The following is a 17,313-nucleotide window of genomic DNA, read 5'->3' as shown; positions in this document are numbered from 1 at the left end:
TTCCACGCACAGCACGGAGCTTATTTCAGTATAGGCCATCAGCGGGCACTGAAGCCAATGGATTGTCTGCTGGGTCCGTCAGTCCGAATCTGGTCAGCGCCAATCTGGAAAATTCTCTATGGCTACTTTTATTAAAAGGGTATATAATAGATAGTTGAATAGAATTGTGTGAGCAACGATTAAGCGAACGTTTAGCATATAAATGTCTGTTTCAGGTAAAAAGAGGTGCGCCAAGTGATCAGAATTGTGCTATTAGCTTCGGTAACTATACTTGTATCGTTAATTATAACACCTTTTTTAGTGACATTCGCCAAACGGCTGAATGCAACCGATAAACCGAACGAGCGGAAAGTCCACTCGAATCCAATACCGACTTTGGGCGGAATAGCCATTTTCGTCAGTTTTCTGATTGGTCTTTTGCTGCTGCAGCCGGTAGGGGACTATCATACGGCGATTTTGACCGGCGCATTTGTGATCATTGCGCTTGGCTTTTTTGATGACGTCTTCGAATTGCCGCCGAAAGTTAAATTGGCTGTCCAGCTTGCGGTTGCATCTTTTGTCGTGTTTTGGGGCGGGCTGCAGATGGAATTTATTAATCTGCCATTTGGCGGTGAGATTGAATTTGGCTTTTTCAGTTCCATCGTGACCGTCTTATGGATTGTCGGGATTACCAATGCGATTAATCTGATTGACGGTCTGGACGGTCTGGCTGCCGGTGTCTCGGCTATTGCCCTTTTAACACTGGGCGTGATGGCGGTGATTATGGGACATGTCTACGTCGCAGCGATAGCCTTTATTCTCTTTTTCAGCACCGCGGGCTTTTTACCCTACAACTTTTACCCGGCCAAAATTTTTATGGGTGACACCGGTGCCTTGTTTTTAGGCTATATGATTGCCGTACTCGCTTTGCTTGGCTTTAAAAATGTCACTGTTATTTCGTTTATCATTCCGATTTTTATTGTCGGCGTTCCGATTTCGGACACGCTCATTGCGATCGTACGGCGGTTTATCAACCGGCAGCCAATTGGCAGTCCGGACAGTGCCCATCTGCATCATCGGCTGATCCGAGCGGGGTTCACCCACAGGCAAACCGTGCTGTTCATCTATGCGCTTAATGCGCTGTTTTGCACCTCTGCGATTTTCTTTTCGATGACCACCGTATGGGGGTCGATCTTAATTTTTTCGGTGACGTTACTCACAATGCAAGTCCTAATTGAAAATCTGGAACTGATTAACAGTGATTACAAACCGCTTACTAATTTTTTGAAAGGGCTGCGGCAGCGCCCCTAGATCATATGGAAAGGTGTCAGGCCATGCATGATAGTGTTACGATCATGGATATAACGTTTCGAAACACAACCCAGCAAGCATTCGTGAATGACTATGTTGAGCCGCGCCTGCTGGCGGAGCAGCCTTACTATATAGTCACAGCCAATCCGGAAATAGTGATGAAGACGCGCTCGGATTCCCGCTATAAGCAGAGTGTCCAGCAGGCGGATGTGATTGTGCCGGATGGTGCGGGCATCCTGCTGGCGGCCAAAATCATGAAGCAGCCACTAGAGGAGCGGGTGGCAGGTTTTGATGTGATGCTGGACTTGCTTGCCTTTGCGGACCAGCATGGCTTAAGTTGCTATTTTTTGGGAGCGGAAGAAGCGGTCAATGAACGAGCTGTCGCCGAAGTGAAACGGCGTTTTCCAAATGTCGCCATTGCCGGCCGGCAGCACGGCTTTTTCCAGCTTGATGATCCAGAAGTCGCCGAGAACGCCGCTGCGGCTCAGGCTGATCTCATCTTTGTTGCGCTGGGTCTGCCGCGGCAGGAGTTATGGATCGCAGAACACAGGGATAAATTCACTAAGGGTGTCTTCATGGGTGTCGGCGGCAGTTTTGACGTGCTGGCCGGTACAGCCAAACGTGCCCCTGATATATGGATTAAGCTGAATTTGGAATGGCTGTACCGCTTGCTGAAGCAGCCGCTTCGTTTTAAACGAATCTTAAAAGTGTTTGAATTTCTGCTGCGGGTTGTCTTTCGAAAAACGTGAAGTGGCCCGACTGTGACATGCTTATCACAATACTAAAAGCTAGTGCGCCAATGCACTGGCTTTTTTTGTGTGGCTGGCGCGTTGAGGGAGATTTAAAAGGAAAAAGGCGCCTGCACCGTTTTAGAAGGAGACAGGCATCTAAAAAACCAGCCCGGTTAAGGCTGGTTTAGTATCTAATAGGCAGAGCCGGATGAATTGGCTGCGCCCCCAGAGGCAGGCGACTGTTCCCCACCATTCGAGTTCCCGGTGGAATTGGGTGCCTGTTCGCCATTGCTGGAGGAAGATGTTGAGCTGTTGTTACCTGGTGATGACATGTCTGTTTCCAGTTCAAGATGCTGTTTCAGCATACGTTTGGTTTTCTCAAGTTCGGTCTGATCAACTTTCCAGTAATACGCATCCCCTGGCCAATAATCGCTGCCCTGCAATGTATACGTGTCAAAGTCAAGGTCCTTGCCGGCCATGCCATAAGAAATAAAGCTTTTCATTTCACCGAATTTCATGTTTGTTGTCATATTGCTGCCGACTGCGTCAATAATATTGTCGATCTTCAGTATGGATTTGATCGATACGGATTTATCAACAACAGCCTTAATAACTTCCTGCTGACGCTTGCCGCGTTCAATATCATTATCTTTTTTACGTGTCCGGGCGAAGGCAAGAGCCTCTTCCCCGTTCAGCTTCTGTTCACCGGGATAGAGATGGACAGCGTTCGCATTACCCTCAGAGTCCTGTTCCTTGAATTCATAAGGCACATCAACGGTTATACCATTAACAGCATTAACGACGTCAATAAAGGCTTTGAAATTGAGTTTGACATAATAATCAACCGGAATGTCCAAAAGATTCTCGACCGTATCTCGCGTAGCTTCCATACCGCCAATAGCGTGGGCGCTGTTGATTTTTCTTTTCTGGCCGGCCTCCGGTATATAGACAAGCGAATCGCGCGGAATACTCAGCATCTTAACACTCTGTTTATCTTTATTCAGTGTCGCCAGCATCAGCGTATCCGTTAGTGGGTTGCTATTGTGGTAGCGGAGGTCGTTATTGTCGACACCTGCGATCAGAATCGAGACATTATCTTCGGTCGGATCCACGGCCTGTTCACGCAGATCAGATTTTTCCTTGCCGTCATCTACATGTGATTCGGAAAAGGTCGAGTCAGCTTTAACATATATATAGGTTGCGTAAACAGCAACTGCAAGTAATAGGATGACTGGGATTAATATAAAAATGACTCGTTTTCGAAGTTTTCGTTTTCGCCGTTTATACAGTCCTCTACGCGTTTCGTCAGACATAAAAAATTCCTCTCTGGATTTATCGAAAGCACTGGCACAAGCGAAGGCGATCAGGAGATACAAAAAGAGATCAAGCCTTATCTCATGCAAAATCATTTGAGAGTGCATGGAAATGATCGGGCAGTGCCTTCAACGTTTGTCTTCACTACGATCATTAGATCAATTATTTTTATGGTTCGCGTTTTTACAATCTCATAATATAGTTATAACCTTATAAACTATCATCAATCATATTTTACTATGAAATGCTTTAGAAGTAAATGTGTATTTGATTACAATTGTGTAAATGTGGGATAACATGTCGATTATTGTCTTCATACGCCGATTCGGTATGAGTCTGAAATCGCCGTGGGATGATCTTCTCTTAAAAGGTGAGTATATGCACCAGAATCTGATTTATGCACCATGCACGTATAAGCTGCATGCCTAAATGATTGCAGCGTCATGCCCCTGTTTGGCTGCCCTTACCGATTGTAAGGGTGAAAGGAGGTGAGGATATGGCCAAGCAACAGCTTGTTGATTCCCGCATGCGCCTTGTTTTGGATGATGGCGTTGATGAGGAAACCGGGAAGCAGCATTACAAAACGAAAGGCTTCAATAATGTGAAGACCGGCGCTACAGCTGATCAGCTGTATACGATCGCCACTGCTGTAACACCATTGCAGGAGCGTTCACTGCTGGATGTGGAACGCACGGACAGTTCTGAAATCATGGAGAACGAAGGGGTCTAAGCACCTGCTGTCACGTGGCAAACAGCATTAACGTAACGAGAGGGAGGTGACATAATGAAAAAGCTGGAATTGAAATTTTATAACGAAGATGACCGAACTGTAACCTATTCCTTGGAAAAACCGGTCGAACCGGCTGATCCGCAAGCCATTAAGGCTGCCATGGAGGAAATCATCGCACAGAATGCTTTCACATCATCGGGTGGTGATGTCGTTGCTATCAAACAAGCACGGATCGTTGAGCGTAACGTTGAAGACATCAAGCTGGATTAAATGCATAAGCTATGACAAGAGGGGCGCTGATCATTCAGCAGCCCCTTTATTATGATGTCGATGTCACGTTAAAAGCCCATTGGCGTATTCAGCATACTGGTGATTTGGCTGATCATTTCCGAGAAAAATAGTTGCGAGATGACATACATGAACAGCAGCATAATTAAGACAGCTGCGAGACTGAGATAGACTTTGGGACCTGTGCGGCTGACTGAATTGGTTTTGTCGTACACCATCAGCGCTGGAATCACATACAGCAATAAGCCGTTCGAGGCTGCCAATAGCAACAGAGTAAAAACAAACGAGCCGGCCAGAGCGGTCAAAATTGCGACTGCGTTAACTGTGGCAAAAGGAACGGTCATGCTTCCGAATTGTGTAAAAATCGTTTTGGCAGAATCCGGTGTTCTGCCAGCTTTGGCCATGATGAGCGTGCTGACAAAAGCCAGGGCTATTATAATTAGAGATACGGTGAGCACGGACAGCATCGTGGAAAAGAAAGGAAGATTCGTTCCCATCATTGTTCCCATCACTGAATTGATCATAGAGTCCATTAGGAAGTAAATGCTCAGCGATGATGCCAGGGCGGTTATAACAAGGGTGATCAGTGCCTGAAGCCATTCGTTTTCATGCGTTTGTAAAGCAAACGACGGGTTTTTCAGCAGGTTCAGAAAATAATGCCCGTAATGGCTCAGTCCATCTTTAATTTTTTCCCCGGTATTATCGGCTGGCTGCTCGTTCATAACCGGCTCTGCCGCAGCGGCTGTCTGTTCATGATTATCCTGATTGGCTGTATTTGTACCGGCCTCAGCTTCCAGAGTACTTCCGCATACACCACAAAAGTTTCCCGATGTCTGCTGGTGCTGGCAATTTGGACAAATTAACATAACGCAATAGACCTCCTAAGATTAATTTTCGTCACGATTGGTTTCATCGTAATCGATTGAACTGATTTCATATGCATCGTTAGTCGTTGTTACGGTATATGTTTTAATACGGTCGTAATCGGTTGTTTTACCGCGGTGATTGGTAAAGATAAATTGTTCGCGTGACGTAACTTCCAGTGTCTCTTCATCAATCGTCTCAACGTCTTGCACGCTATTTGCTGTGAAGTTGTAATTGTATCCCTTATCTTCCAGGTCTCCGATGTATTCCTTGAGTTCAGATTCGGCTTCACTGCCGCTTTGAATATACGACGCAATCTGGCTGTAATCCTTGCTGTTCAGCGCTTTTTCATAGTCCGATCGGAAGTCGAGGATAGTGTTTCGTGCATGCTTGTTCGTGTCTTCGTTCTCAGCAAAGGAAAAAGGAATGACGCCAAACATCTTGTTGTCATCAGGTGTGACGGTATTGGACTTGATAACGTCTCCATCAGGCGTCGTCCATTCCGCATGCATCTTGATATCACTGTCGTCTGGGATGGGTCCGAGTTCGTCTAGCTCACCCAGTTTCTGGCCGGTTTCCTCACCATTAATGAATAAAATCGCATCTTTGTGATTAGTTCTGAAGTCATAGGTGTCGCCAGTGAAATCCAGGTTTAACTCATAAGCCTGCTGTGACTCAATCTCCAGCGAATGGTCGATGGCGAAATCACCATATGCATTGCTGGCTTTTGCATTGAGGTCATAAGTTCCCGGGTAAGCCTTAAATCGTCCCGGATCATCCGGGCTGCCTGTTGTGGTTTCCTCATCAATCGTCATCTCCGTATCTTCCAGAGGCGTTGTCATGGTCAGCTCAGTCGGCTGTGCCTTGAGCGAATAAGTCGTGTACAGGCCCAATAAATGATCGTCCGGCTGGACCGTGAACAGAGTGCTGCCGTTACGATCGGTAATATCGCGCGTCAGGTCATTCCCTTCTTCAATGAGCTGCCGATACTGCTTTTTTGCTGAATCCCATTCGTTGGTCTGAATGTATGCCAAATAAGCCTGCTTATCCAGTAAACGATCATCAGTAAAGTCTATGTAACTGGTGAATGTCGCAGCATCATCCTCGGCTGCCGCCTGATCCATTGCCTGCAGATCGTCCATCGGGTCAAAATATGCCTGCAATCCCATGTGCGTTCCAAAAAGAACCACCACGACGGCTGCGGCGGAAATCAAGAGAATTTTTGTACGCTTTTTCATGGGCTTGTTTGGTGGCTTGTTTATGGTTGATTTAGATGCTGAACGGGATGGCTGCTGGGGCGGTGGCCTGTGCTCTGTCTGATCGTGGAGCGGCTGATCAGAGGCCTGCCCAGAGGTGCTGCTGTCAGCCGATTCCTGCTTCGCACCGCAATTTGTGCAGAACTGATGCTGATCTCCTAATGGATGACCGCATTCTGTACAGAAATTCATCTGTGAGCTCCTTTCGCAAAAATGATATGACTTCAAAAAATAGGCTTAATCCTCTATAATTTCATATTATAGCAGATTATGGAAGATTTAAAGAGAGTTCTAGAGAAAAATCCGTATTAATGTAGTATATGACTATATGATAAAATTTAGTCTATGACGACACTTGTTTAAAAACGGATAAGAGAAAATCAAAATTCATAAGTGAACATTCATCGTGTTGACTGATATAAACTGCTATTCGGCAGATGAAATCAATACGTTTTATTGACTTTCGGCTGGGCTGAAGGAGAGGATCAAATGGATATATCACTATCGGAACGTGATATTTGTACGAAATACATAACACCGGCTGTTGAGCAAGCAGGGTGGAATCGGCATAGACAGATGCGCGAAGAAGTCAGTTTCACTGATGGCAGGATCATTCCCAAGGGAAAATCATACACACGGAAAAAAGGCAAGCGTGCTGATTATATTCTCTATTACAAGCCGAATATTCCGTTAGCCCTTATTGAAGCAAAAGATGCTGCACATTCTGTTGGATCAGGCATGCAGCAGGCATTGGACTATGCGGAAATTCTTGATATTCCCTTCGTTTATAGTTCGAATGGCAGAGGTTTTTTGGAACACGATCGTACAGGAACGGGCGAGCTGGTAACGCGCGAACTCACGCTTGATCAGTTTCCCTCGCCTGAAACATTATGGCAGCGCTATCGAACTGGTCAGGGATTTACGGATGAGGAAGAACAAATCGTGACACAAGGCTATCTTACCGGACCGGATAAAAAGCCGCCCCGTTATTATCAGCGTATCGCAATAAATCGTACTGTTGAGGCTGTTGCAAAAGGGCAAGACCGTATTTTGCTGGTTTCGGCAACAGGAACGGGCAAAACCATGATTGCGTTCCACATTATTCACCGATTATGGAAATCAGGTGCAAAAAAGCGTATTTTGTTTTTAGCGGACCGCAATATTCTGGTTGACCAGGCAAAGAATAATGATTTCAGAGATTTTGGGGACAAAATGACAAAGATCCAAAACCACGAAGTTAATAAGTCCTATGAGATTTACCTGGCTCTGTACCAAGGTGTATCCGGTGCCGAAGACTGGAAAAACATTTATAAGGAATTTTCGCCGACGTTTTTTGATTTGATTGTGATTGACGAATGCCACCGGGGATCTGCTCGTGATGATTCAGCATGGCGGGAGATTCTGAATTATTTTGATCAAGCAACCCATATTGGAATGACCGCAACACCAAAAGAGACGGAAGATGTCTCCAATATGGATTACTTTGGCAAGCCTATTTATACGTATAGTTTGAAACAAGGGATCGATGACGGTTTTTTGGCTCCTTATCGTGTCGTGCGCTATCTATTTGATCGGGATGTGGAAGGATGGCGGCCTCATAAAGGCGAAAAAGACAGGAACGGCGAAGTGATTGAGGACCGGATGTACAACCGAAAAGATTTTGATAAAGGCTTAGTGCTGACTGAAAGGACTAAACAGGTTGCTAAACAAGTCTCAGATTATATGAAACATACTGATCGTTATCAGAAGGCCATTATCTTTTGTGTGAATATTGATCATGCTGAACGGATGCAGCAGGCTCTGATGAATGAAAATCAGGATCTGGTTAACGAGAATTCAAAATATGTGATGTGCATTACAGGTGACAAAGACGAAGGCAAAATGGAGCTTGATAATTTCATACACCCAGAAGAGACTTATCCGGTTATCGCGACAACATCGAAACTGATGACAACCGGTGTGGATGCCCAAACCTGTAAATTGATTGTACTGGATTCGAACATCAATAGCATAACGGAATTTAAGCAAATTATAGGGCGTGGCACACGTATCAACGAAGAATATGGCAAGCATTCGTTTACTATTATGGACTTTCGCGGGGTAACCGATTTGTTTGCGGATCCGGATTTCGATGGAGAACCTGTGCAGGTTTATCAGCCAAATGATGGGGAGTCGCCCGTTCCGCCTGATGACACTGATATACCTTCTGAACAAATAGGTGAAAGCCTGGGAGATTATGATATACCTGATGACACTCCCCCTGATATAAGTATTAATGGCAACGATGACTACGACGTGAAAACCTATTACGTTGATAATGTACAAGTGAACGTTCTTTCCGAAAAAGTCCAGTATTACAATGAAGAAGGAAAACTGGTAACTGAATCACTGAAAGATTATACTAAAAATACTGTTCAGGACAACTATCGTACAATGGATGAATTTCTTAACCAATGGCAGGCATCCGAACAAAAAGAAGCGATTATCGAAGAGCTTCTGGATCAGGGTGTGCTGCTGGATGAACTGGAGCGGACTGTTGGACGTGACTATGATCCCTTTGATCTGATTATGCATGTGGCTTTCGACCAGAAACCTTTAACCCGTCAAGAAAGGGTCCGAAACGTCAAAAAACAGGATTATTTTACTCAGTATGGAGAACAGGCCAGAGCTGTTTTGGAAAAGCTTCTGGATAAATATGCTGATGAAGGTATAGAAAATATCGAAAGTATGGATGTGCTAAAGTTAGATGATTTCAGCGAGCATGGTTCTGTCATGGAGATTATTAAACAATTCGGCGGTAAATCACAGTACCAGGTAGCTGTGCAGGAATTGGAACAGGCTATCTATGCCGAAGTATAATAAATTAAGATCAATAGAGCAGGAGATGGAGCAACATGAGCATAACGACTTTAATTAAAAATGTTCAGGATATTATGAGGCAGGATACGGGTGTCGATGGTGACGCTCAGCGGATTGCGCAGTTGGTATGGATGATTTTCTTGAAAATTTTCGATGATAAAGAAGAGGAACTGGAGGTTATGGAAGACGATTATCAATCGCCCATTCCTGAAAACCTGCGCTGGCGGAATTGGGCAGCGGACGATGAAGGCATGACAGGAGACAAGCTGCTTCATTTTATCAATGACGAACTTTTCCCCGGGTTGAAAGAACTTGAAGCCACTGACTTTTATTCTCGCGCCAATATGGTACAAGCCGTGTTTGCGGACAATTTTAATTATATGAAATCAGGTACGCTTATCCGGCAAGTAATTAACAAAATAAATGAAATTGATTTTAACAGCTCCGAAGATCGTCATCTGTTTAATGACTTCTATGAATCATTTTTGAAAGACCTGCAATCTGCTGGTAATAGTGGTGAATATTACACTCCTAGAGCGGTGACGCAATTTGCTGTTGATATGATTGATCCGCAGCTGGGCGAGGAGATCCTGGATCCGGCATGTGGCACGGGCGGCTTTTTAACCAGTGCTATTGAGCGGCTGCGCAAACAAGCGACAAGCGTTGAAGAAAATCAAGAGCTTCAGGAAAAAATCCTGGGCGTGGAGAAAAAGCCATTGCCTCATACGCTGGCAATGACCAACCTGATTTTGCATCGTATTGAGATTCCCCGGATCCGGCATGATAACTCCCTGGCACAGCCCCTTCGCAACTATACGAATAAGGACCGGGTTGATGTCATTGTGACGAATCCGCCATTCGGGGGCACGGAGGAAGACGGGATTGAAACCAACTTTCCCTCCGGTTTTCAGACGAAGGAAACGGCAGATCTTTTCATGGTGCTGATTATGGAATTGCTGAAAAACAATGGACGAGGTGCCATTGTCCTGCCAGACGGTTTTCTATTCGGAGATGAGGGCATCAAAGCACGCATTAAGGAAAAGTTGCTGAATGAGTTCAACCTGCATACGATTGTTCGACTGCCGCATAATGTTTTTTCACCGTATACAGGCATTCGTACTAACATATTATTCTTTCAAAAAGGTCAGCCAACGGAAGAGATTTGGTATTATGAACATCCTTATCCAGAAGGTCAGAAAAGCTACAGTAAGACGAAACCGATCCGTATTGAAGAATTTGAGCCTGAAAAGGCCTGGTGGCATAATCGTGAAGAAAATCGGTATGCCTGGAAAGTTTCAGCCGAGGAAATCAAAAAGCGTAATTACAATCTAGATATTAAAAATCCCTATGTAGCCGAAGAAGACCAGCTTGATCCTGAAGAAGCTTTGAAACAATATGAAGAAGCAGCAGCTAATGCTGAACAAACGAAGAAAAAACTAGCAGACGAACTGTCCGCGATTTTGAATGAGGTGTCTGAATGAACGTATTACAGCACTTTCAGGATATTGTAAAAACAGAAGATGATGTGAAGAAATTAAAAGATTTCATTTTACAGAAGGCTATGCGAGGAGAATTGGTCGAGCAGGATCCCAATGATGAACCAGCTTCCGTATTGCTTGAGAAAATCGAAGAAGAGAAAGAGCGATTAGTGAAAGAGAAAAAAATCCGGAAACCGAAAAAACTGCCGGAGATTACGGATTACGAGAAACCTTATGAGCTGCCTGAAGGATGGGAATGGGTGAGACTAGGACAGTTAATTTCTGTTTCTTCAGGTACAAATTTAACTAAAAAAGAAATGGATCATGGTGGAAACATCCCTGTATATGGTGGAAATGGTATTAATGGCTATCATAGCAATTACAATTGTAATTATTCAACATTAGCTATTGGCAGAGTTGGATATTACTGTGGAAGTGTACATATCTTACCGCAAAAATCATGGGTCACTGATAATGCATTTATTGTTAGCTTTTCAAAAGACAATATTGATATTCATTGGCTGTATAATATACTTAAAACAGTCAATTTGAAAATAAATGCTAGTGCAACTGCTCAACCAGTTATATCCGGAAGAAAAATATACCCTATACTTATTCCATTTCCCCCAATTGAAGAACAAAAAAGAATTGTAATTCAAATTGATAAGCTATTTAGTATATGTGATCAGTTAGAAGAACAAATTCAAAAAAAGAATACTTCTAATTCAAGTTTGAATAAGGGTGTGTTCAACAGGATTCAGGATGCCAATAATCCGTCTCAATACGAGGATTTGAATTTTGCTGTTGAGCATATGGATAGTCTTTGCGAAACAGAAGATGATGTTCAATTGTTGAAGCAAAGTCTGTTGAATCTGACTGTTCAAGGAAAATTAGTAAAACAGGATCCGAATGATGAACCAGCTTCAGTGCTGCTTAAGCAAATTGAAGAAGAGAAAGAGCAGTTAGTGAAGGAAAAGAAAATCCGGAAACCGAAAAAGCTGCCAGATATTAAGGAAGACGAGAAACCTTATGAGCTGCCTGAAGGATGGGAATGGGTGAGATTAAATGCTGTTGCACATTTTATTAATGGAGACAGAGGTAAAAACTATCCTTCCAAAGACAAACTAGTTTCATCAGGAATACCATTTATTAATGCAGGTAGTTTATACAAGGGAAGTATTGATAAATCAAGATTAAGTTTTATAACTGAAGAAAGATTTGAATTATTAGGAAGCGGAAAGGTAAACAACGGTGATTTATTATATTGTTTGAGAGGTACTCTTGGAAAAACAAGCATAGTAAATGACCTTGAGAAAGGAGCTATAGCTTCCTCGCTAGTTATTATAAGACCATATGTGGGTTTATACAGCAGTTATTTGTATTATTATTTAATAAGTAATCTTGGAAAGAATATGATATCTTTTCACGATAATGGGTCTGCTCAACCCAATTTATCTGCTAATGATGTGAAAAAATATAAATTCCCTTTACCTCCTGTAAGTGAACAAAAAAGAATTGTCAATCAAATTGATAAGTTATTTAGCATATGCGACCAATTAATCGAACAAATTCAATCAAGGAACGCTATACACGCAAACTTTGATATAGCTGCGTTTCATGAAGTCAGCGCTAAGGATAATGCCTGATAAAGGGTGTCGACATACAGAAGGATATACATCCAGTTGGAGGAATTCGTTTGTCAGGAAGTTTAATACGGCTATTTCTAATTGATTACAGGAGACGTACTGAAAGAACATAGCAGCAAAAATCTCTATGAATTTACGGATGATTATATATTTAATAGTCCGAGTTATGCGGCCAGCTATAGCTGGAGGGGCAGAAAATGGGAGAAGACGATGGAAGCATAACGGCAAAAACCTTAATGATATGGAACAGGAAGAATTGAACTAAAAAAACGTCAGACATGAGATTGAAGAGGTCCCGTGGCTGGATGTTCTGAACGTCTTTCAGCCACGGGACCAGCTTATGTGCAAGGTTTAGCTGTTCTCATCCGGCTCATCGTCTGCTGTTTGCTGTTTAGCCCCTTTGGCCAGTTCCGCCTGGGTAGGCTTTTGCCTGTCGTTAAGGCCCGGTGCAGCTTTATTAGCACTGTAGAGAGCCTGCATCGCTTCGCCGTCTTTTTCCGAGGAGGAAACGGCGATCAATTCTTTTTCTTCCAGGTAATCATTAACGTGGCTGACCAGCTGATTCAGCAGTTCATCCGATTTATGCATGCCCAGGATGTAGCGGGGGCCATCGAGCGCATGCCTTCCTGAACGCGCCTGGGTGCTCGTGACGAGTTCTGATGCTAAAAACCACGTGCTGAAGGATGATCTGATAACGGTATTTTCACTTTGGGTTGAGTCGTTTACCGACATGCCGACGGACAGCTTCGACTCCGAATACGTGCCTTCTCCCTGAAACTGGACAAGATAGCTTTTAAACTGCATTTCGCCCCAATAGACATGAGCCATGGTCAGCAGGGCAAGCCCGGTTGCGAAACAGATGCCTGGGAAGAAGATTCCTGTAAACAGGCTGCTGATAGGAAAAGATCCGCCTCGGCTCTGATTCAGAATAAACAGCAGAAAAGCAGCGATAATCAGCAAAATATGGCCGCCGACAGCCACACCGAAGCGAATTTTTTTCAAAGGTTCCGGGTAGCTGATGTCCTGGTAGACAGGCTGCGTTTCCTGAATCGTGTCCCCGTCAAAACTGCCTTTATCCATGTTGCCTTCCATATGCAGATTCGGATTCAGCTCGCGGTAAACGCGGTTAGGCATTTCTTTGTACCGTAAATCCGTCATTTTCAGATCGAGCGCCCGGAAGAAATCTTTCGGATGAACATTTTCCTGCCAGTGATCAATCGACTCCGACACTTCTGTTAAGGGCTTTGTCAGCTCTGAGCGTAACTTGGCAAGCGTCATGCCGGCTGTTGCGACAAGCAGAATGAGCGCGTAACTGACGACAAGCGCAAAAGCGGGATTGAACGGCGCTTCCGGGATGGTGATGCCCTGTCTTAACAGGAGTTCCGCTGCAGCCGGGATAAGAATCGTCAGCACAACTACCCAGATAAGCTGTGATCTCTGGCCATCATATAAGATATTTGCATTAATTTTCTTAGCCGATATTGGTGTGACGACCCATAAGACAAACAGGAACACCGCAAGCAGGATCCCCAGCCATTTCGACATAGATGACGTTGTGAGAAGCGTCAGGCCAAGTGAACCGGAAAGAAGGGCTAATAAGTAGACGCCCAGTGTGATCAGCGAATAGGCTGTATTGCGAACCAGGATATGCAAATAATTCCGCATGGCAATCGGGAGAAAGATGAAATTGGGAAAAATATTGTGCAGTACACGATCAAACAGCGTCACAGGTTCGCGGAATGTCAGATTCTTGCGCCCTTTGATCATCTGCGCGATTTCCTGGGCATTGTAATAAACGCTCGCTTTGGTCGTTGCCTCCGCACCTTCTGTCCTGTTTTCCGCCAGGCTCGCGGGCACATCCCGTCCGACATAGAACCGGGACATTTTAAAGATCCCTTTTGTGACGAAGTGAACTCCGCCCGCCAGTAAAATCAGGGTCACTGCAAGCCCGAACCAGCCTGTGGCCAGCCCATTATCTTCAATCTGTCCCTTTAGGGTCAGCAGGGAAATCACTCCGATGATGGCAATGATAACGCCGCTGATTAAGTAGAGAAGCCCCTCCTGTCTAAACGGATTTCTGATCTCTGGTGCATCCGATCCATATTGAAATGACACACGATCCTCTCCTTGTAGCCAGTATGCCAGACGGCAGCAGGCATCTGATCCCGATATCTAACCAATTATATAAAACTATCGTACTATAAGAAACGATTGCGTTACAATAGGTCATATTTGGAACAGGGGGTGTGCGATCTGCATGATGGCACAGAACTTGCCCGTACAGGAACGACGGTCAAAAAAATTTCATATATTAATGTGTTAAATGCTTTATACAAAAAAGACATAGCGGTAGAATTTTAAATACACTGGATAACGGGTATAGGAATCCACATAGATGATGAGATGAGGTAGGATAAAACATGTCAAAAGAAAATACATCACGAATGGAACGGCGGCATCAGAACAAAAAGGCAAAGTCACATAAGCGAGGAGGGTTATGGAAAAAAGGTCTGCTTGGCATAGGGACTGTGGTTTTGCTAATGGCTCTTGCCTTTAGCATTATGGTCATTATCATGGTTCATAATGCACCGACACTGAAGGCGAGTGATTTGCAGACGCCGCAATCAACCCGGATCTATGACCAGAATGACAAGCTTGTCAGCACATTGTTTGATGAGCATAATCGCATTAAAGTGGACATTGACAACGTTCCGGATATGGCAAAGGATGCTGTGGTCTCAATAGAAGATAGACGGTTTTATGACCATAATGGGCTTGATTTTCGGCGCATACTTGGTGCCGTGAAGGCTAATATCCAAGAGGGCTGGGGAGCAGAGGGCGGTTCGACCATTACCCAGCAGCTCGTTAAGCGGACTGTTTTAAGCTCGAAAAAAACCTTAAGGCGAAAAGTACAGGAAGCATGGCTTGCATTGAAATTGGAACGAAAGTACTCCAAAGATAGCATTCTCGAAATGTACTTGAATAATGCCTATTTTGGTGATGGAGCCTATGGTATCAAGACAGCCGCAAAATCCTATTTTGGTGAAGATGATTTGTCCAAATTGAATGTATCGCAAGTCGCTTTATTGGCGGGAATGCCGAATGCGCCAAGTGCGTATAATCCTCTTAAACATCCGGAACAGGCTAAAGAACGCCGTGATCAGGTCCTGTCAGCCATGGTCAGTAATCAGGCCATCTCCCAGAAACAGGCTCAAAAGGCGAAGGACCAATCCATCTCAGATATCCTGCGGGATGACGAGCAAGAAGAGCCGAATGATCAGCCTTATAAAGCTTTTGTCGATACGGTGTATGATCAACTGGTCAATCAGAAGAAGGAAGTCTCTGAAAAAGAATTCTATCAGGGCGGTCTGAAGATCTATACAACCCTTGATTCAAAGGCTCAGCGTTCTGTTTATAACATTCTCCGCTCGGATAAGATTCCTTATCCGGATGACAATTTTGAAACGGGAATCTCCTTGGTTGATACACAAACAGGAGAGGTCAAAGCCGTTGGCGGTGGACGTCACTTTAAAGCGGTCGGCTATCATAATTATGGATCAGCTATTGGCAACTCGCCAGGCTCTACGATTAAGCCTATTTTGGATTACGGTCCTGTTATTGATGATTTGCAGTGGTCTACGTCACATACACTGAAAGACGAGAAATACGAGTACAGTAATGGCAAACCAATCGGGGAGTGGGATAACAGATACTGGGGCAATATTCCCATGCGGCGTGCTTTAGCATGGTCACGGAATATTCCTGCCCTGAAGGCATTTCAAGCTGCGGGCAAAGATAAAGCCCAGACGTTTGCTAAAGGGCTGGGCATTAAGATTGATCCAATTTATGAGTCGGCGTCGATTGGCAGTTTTGACGAGGGTGCCACGCCGCTGCAAATGGCAGAAGCTTATGCCGCGTTTGGCAATGGCGGTACCTATAACCAGCCAACTGCCGTCAGACGCGTCGAATTCCCGAACGGAAAGGAATGGAAGCCGGAATCAGAGTCTCATAAAGCGATGAAGGATTATACGGCTTATATGGTAACAGATATGCTTAAAACGGTTGTCTCGAGCGGAACCGGCACAAAAGCAAATATTGCGGGATTGCCGCTCGCCGGAAAAACGGGCTCAACCAACATTCCCAAGGCTAAACGACAGAAATATGGCATAGCAGATGGTATTAATGATTCGTGGTTTGTCGGCTATACGCCCCAGTACTCCCTTGGTGTCTGGACCGGCTATCCATCATTCAAAAAAGATGATGACGGTATACAATATATTCAAGGTGACAGCGAAGAGGCTATTGCCAAACAGGTTTTCCGAAAGCTCATGACGGATGTATCGGATCCCAATGTGGCTGACTTTGAAAAACCGAGCAGTGTTGTTTCCATGAATTCAGAGCTGTATGTGCGGGGAACACAGCCTGACCCTAAGGAGATTGAGCCAGAGCACGAGACGAAACAAAAGGAAGAAGAACAGTCGGAGCAGGAACAGAATGAGGAACCGTCAGATGATAAGAAAGACGATGAAGCAGACAAACAGAAAAAGCAACCATCCGGCGACGAAGGCAATGATAAAGCAGATAAGCAGAAGCAGAATGAACAAAAGCCCAATGACGGGAATGAGACAGACAAACAGAAAAAGTCCAATGATGGGAATGACGGTAATAAGACAGACAAACAGGATAAGCAGTTATCCGCCAATGGAAATAACGGTAGTGAAGCAAACAAACAGAAAAAGCAGCCATCCAGCGATAAAAAAGCAGACGAAGCAGATAAGCAGGGTAAAAAGTCGTCTGATCATAAGAAGAAGAACCCTGACGCAACAGAAAAAAATGCCAATTAACACTTCGTATCAA

13 protein-coding genes are annotated in these 17,313 nt (G+C 44.4%); 9 read left to right on the top strand and 4 right to left on the bottom strand.

Features of this window, described 5'->3' with window-relative positions; translation table 11 throughout:
* The first annotated feature begins 234 nt into the window (after positions 1-234).
* Both ACZ444_RS13135 and ACZ444_RS13130 read left to right on the top strand, forming a co-directional pair.
* Positions 235-1,290: a glycosyltransferase family 4 protein gene (locus ACZ444_RS13135; RefSeq protein ID WP_382359606.1), complete on the top strand. Its 1,056-nt coding sequence runs from the start codon at positions 235-237 to the stop codon at positions 1,288-1,290.
* Between the two features lie 23 nt (positions 1,291-1,313).
* Complete coding sequence (locus ACZ444_RS13130; protein WP_382359609.1) at positions 1,314-2,039, top strand: WecB/TagA/CpsF family glycosyltransferase; 726 nt, start codon at positions 1,314-1,316, stop codon at positions 2,037-2,039.
* A gap of 173 nt (positions 2,040-2,212) precedes the next feature.
* Here ACZ444_RS13130 and ACZ444_RS13125 read toward each other — a convergent pair whose 3' ends face one another.
* Positions 2,213-3,334, bottom strand: coding sequence for an LCP family protein (locus ACZ444_RS13125; RefSeq protein ID WP_382359612.1), 1,122 nt, complete (start codon positions 3,332-3,334; stop codon positions 2,213-2,215).
* A gap of 286 nt (positions 3,335-3,620) precedes the next feature.
* On the opposite strand from ACZ444_RS13125, the gene ACZ444_RS13120 reads away from it, so the two are divergent.
* From ACZ444_RS13120 to ACZ444_RS13110, 3 genes are all read left to right on the top strand, one after another.
* On the top strand, positions 3,621-3,764 hold the full coding sequence (locus ACZ444_RS13120; protein WP_382359615.1) for a hypothetical protein: 144 nt from the start codon (positions 3,621-3,623) through the stop codon (positions 3,762-3,764).
* A gap of 67 nt (positions 3,765-3,831) precedes the next feature.
* Positions 3,832-4,065, top strand: a complete 234-nt coding sequence (locus ACZ444_RS13115) for a DUF1659 domain-containing protein (RefSeq protein ID WP_382359618.1) — start codon at positions 3,832-3,834, stop codon at positions 4,063-4,065.
* A 54-nt stretch (positions 4,066-4,119) separates the two neighbouring features.
* Positions 4,120-4,335 carry a DUF2922 domain-containing protein gene (locus ACZ444_RS13110; RefSeq protein ID WP_382359621.1) on the top strand — a complete coding sequence of 72 codons (216 nt, stop codon included), beginning with the start codon at positions 4,120-4,122 and terminating at the stop codon, positions 4,333-4,335.
* A 68-nt stretch (positions 4,336-4,403) separates the two neighbouring features.
* Here the strand turns inward: ACZ444_RS13110 and ACZ444_RS13105 are convergent, their stop codons facing one another.
* Positions 4,404-5,219, bottom strand: coding sequence for a hypothetical protein (locus ACZ444_RS13105; protein ID WP_382359624.1), 816 nt, complete (start codon positions 5,217-5,219; stop codon positions 4,404-4,406).
* Between the two features lie 21 nt (positions 5,220-5,240).
* Positions 5,241-6,665 (bottom strand): TcaA NTF2-like domain-containing protein, encoded by a 1,425-nt coding sequence (locus tag ACZ444_RS13100; RefSeq protein ID WP_382359627.1) that lies wholly within the window; start codon positions 6,663-6,665, stop codon positions 5,241-5,243.
* A gap of 297 nt (positions 6,666-6,962) precedes the next feature.
* Between ACZ444_RS13100 and hsdR the strand changes: the two genes are divergently transcribed.
* The 3 genes from hsdR to ACZ444_RS13085 are packed head-to-tail and all read left to right on the top strand — an operon-like array spanning position 6,963 to position 12,456.
* A complete protein-coding gene (gene hsdR, locus ACZ444_RS13095) occupies positions 6,963-9,332 on the top strand; it encodes an EcoAI/FtnUII family type I restriction enzme subunit R (protein WP_382359630.1) in 2,370 nt (789 codons plus the stop codon).
* Positions 9,333-9,367: 35 nt separating this feature from the next.
* Entirely contained in the window at positions 9,368-10,813 is a 1,446-nt protein-coding gene (locus ACZ444_RS13090) for a type I restriction-modification system subunit M (RefSeq protein WP_382359633.1), read from the top strand.
* Positions 10,810-12,456 (top strand): restriction endonuclease subunit S, encoded by a 1,647-nt coding sequence (locus ACZ444_RS13085; RefSeq protein ID WP_382359636.1) that lies wholly within the window; start codon positions 10,810-10,812, stop codon positions 12,454-12,456. Before ACZ444_RS13090 ends, ACZ444_RS13085 begins: the two co-directional genes overlap by 4 nt.
* Before the next feature lie 351 nt (positions 12,457-12,807).
* Here the strand turns inward: ACZ444_RS13085 and ACZ444_RS13080 are convergent, their stop codons facing one another.
* Entirely contained in the window at positions 12,808-14,571 is a 1,764-nt protein-coding gene (locus ACZ444_RS13080; RefSeq protein ID WP_382359639.1) for a hypothetical protein, read from the bottom strand.
* 305 nt (positions 14,572-14,876) lie between these two features.
* On the opposite strand from ACZ444_RS13080, the gene ACZ444_RS13075 reads away from it, so the two are divergent.
* A complete protein-coding gene (locus ACZ444_RS13075) occupies positions 14,877-17,300 on the top strand; it encodes a transglycosylase domain-containing protein (protein WP_382359642.1) in 2,424 nt (807 codons plus the stop codon).
* Positions 17,301-17,313: the final 13 nt, after the last annotated feature.

This window comes from Lentibacillus kimchii, from assembly GCF_055381965.1.
Note: the sequence above shows the minus strand (reverse complement) of the source record. Positions and strands in the feature narration are given on the sequence as shown.

Coding starts and splice junctions, on each gene's coding strand:
- ACZ444_RS13130 (WP_382359609.1), top strand. CDS start 1,314: ATGCATGATAGTGTTACGATCATGGATATAACGTTTCGAAACACAACC.
- ACZ444_RS13125 (WP_382359612.1), bottom strand. CDS start 3,334: ATGTCTGACGAAACGCGTAGAGGACTGTATAAACGGCGAAAACGAAAA.
- ACZ444_RS13120 (WP_382359615.1), top strand. CDS start 3,621: ATGTGGGATAACATGTCGATTATTGTCTTCATACGCCGATTCGGTATG.
- ACZ444_RS13115 (WP_382359618.1), top strand. CDS start 3,832: ATGGCCAAGCAACAGCTTGTTGATTCCCGCATGCGCCTTGTTTTGGAT.
- ACZ444_RS13110 (WP_382359621.1), top strand. CDS start 4,120: ATGAAAAAGCTGGAATTGAAATTTTATAACGAAGATGACCGAACTGTA.
- ACZ444_RS13105 (WP_382359624.1), bottom strand. CDS start 5,219: ATGTTAATTTGTCCAAATTGCCAGCACCAGCAGACATCGGGAAACTTT.
- ACZ444_RS13100 (WP_382359627.1), bottom strand. CDS start 6,665: ATGAATTTCTGTACAGAATGCGGTCATCCATTAGGAGATCAGCATCAG.
- hsdR (WP_382359630.1), top strand. CDS start 6,963: ATGGATATATCACTATCGGAACGTGATATTTGTACGAAATACATAACA.
- ACZ444_RS13090 (WP_382359633.1), top strand. CDS start 9,368: ATGAGCATAACGACTTTAATTAAAAATGTTCAGGATATTATGAGGCAG.
- ACZ444_RS13085 (WP_382359636.1), top strand. CDS start 10,810: ATGAACGTATTACAGCACTTTCAGGATATTGTAAAAACAGAAGATGAT.
- ACZ444_RS13075 (WP_382359642.1), top strand. CDS start 14,877: ATGTCAAAAGAAAATACATCACGAATGGAACGGCGGCATCAGAACAAA.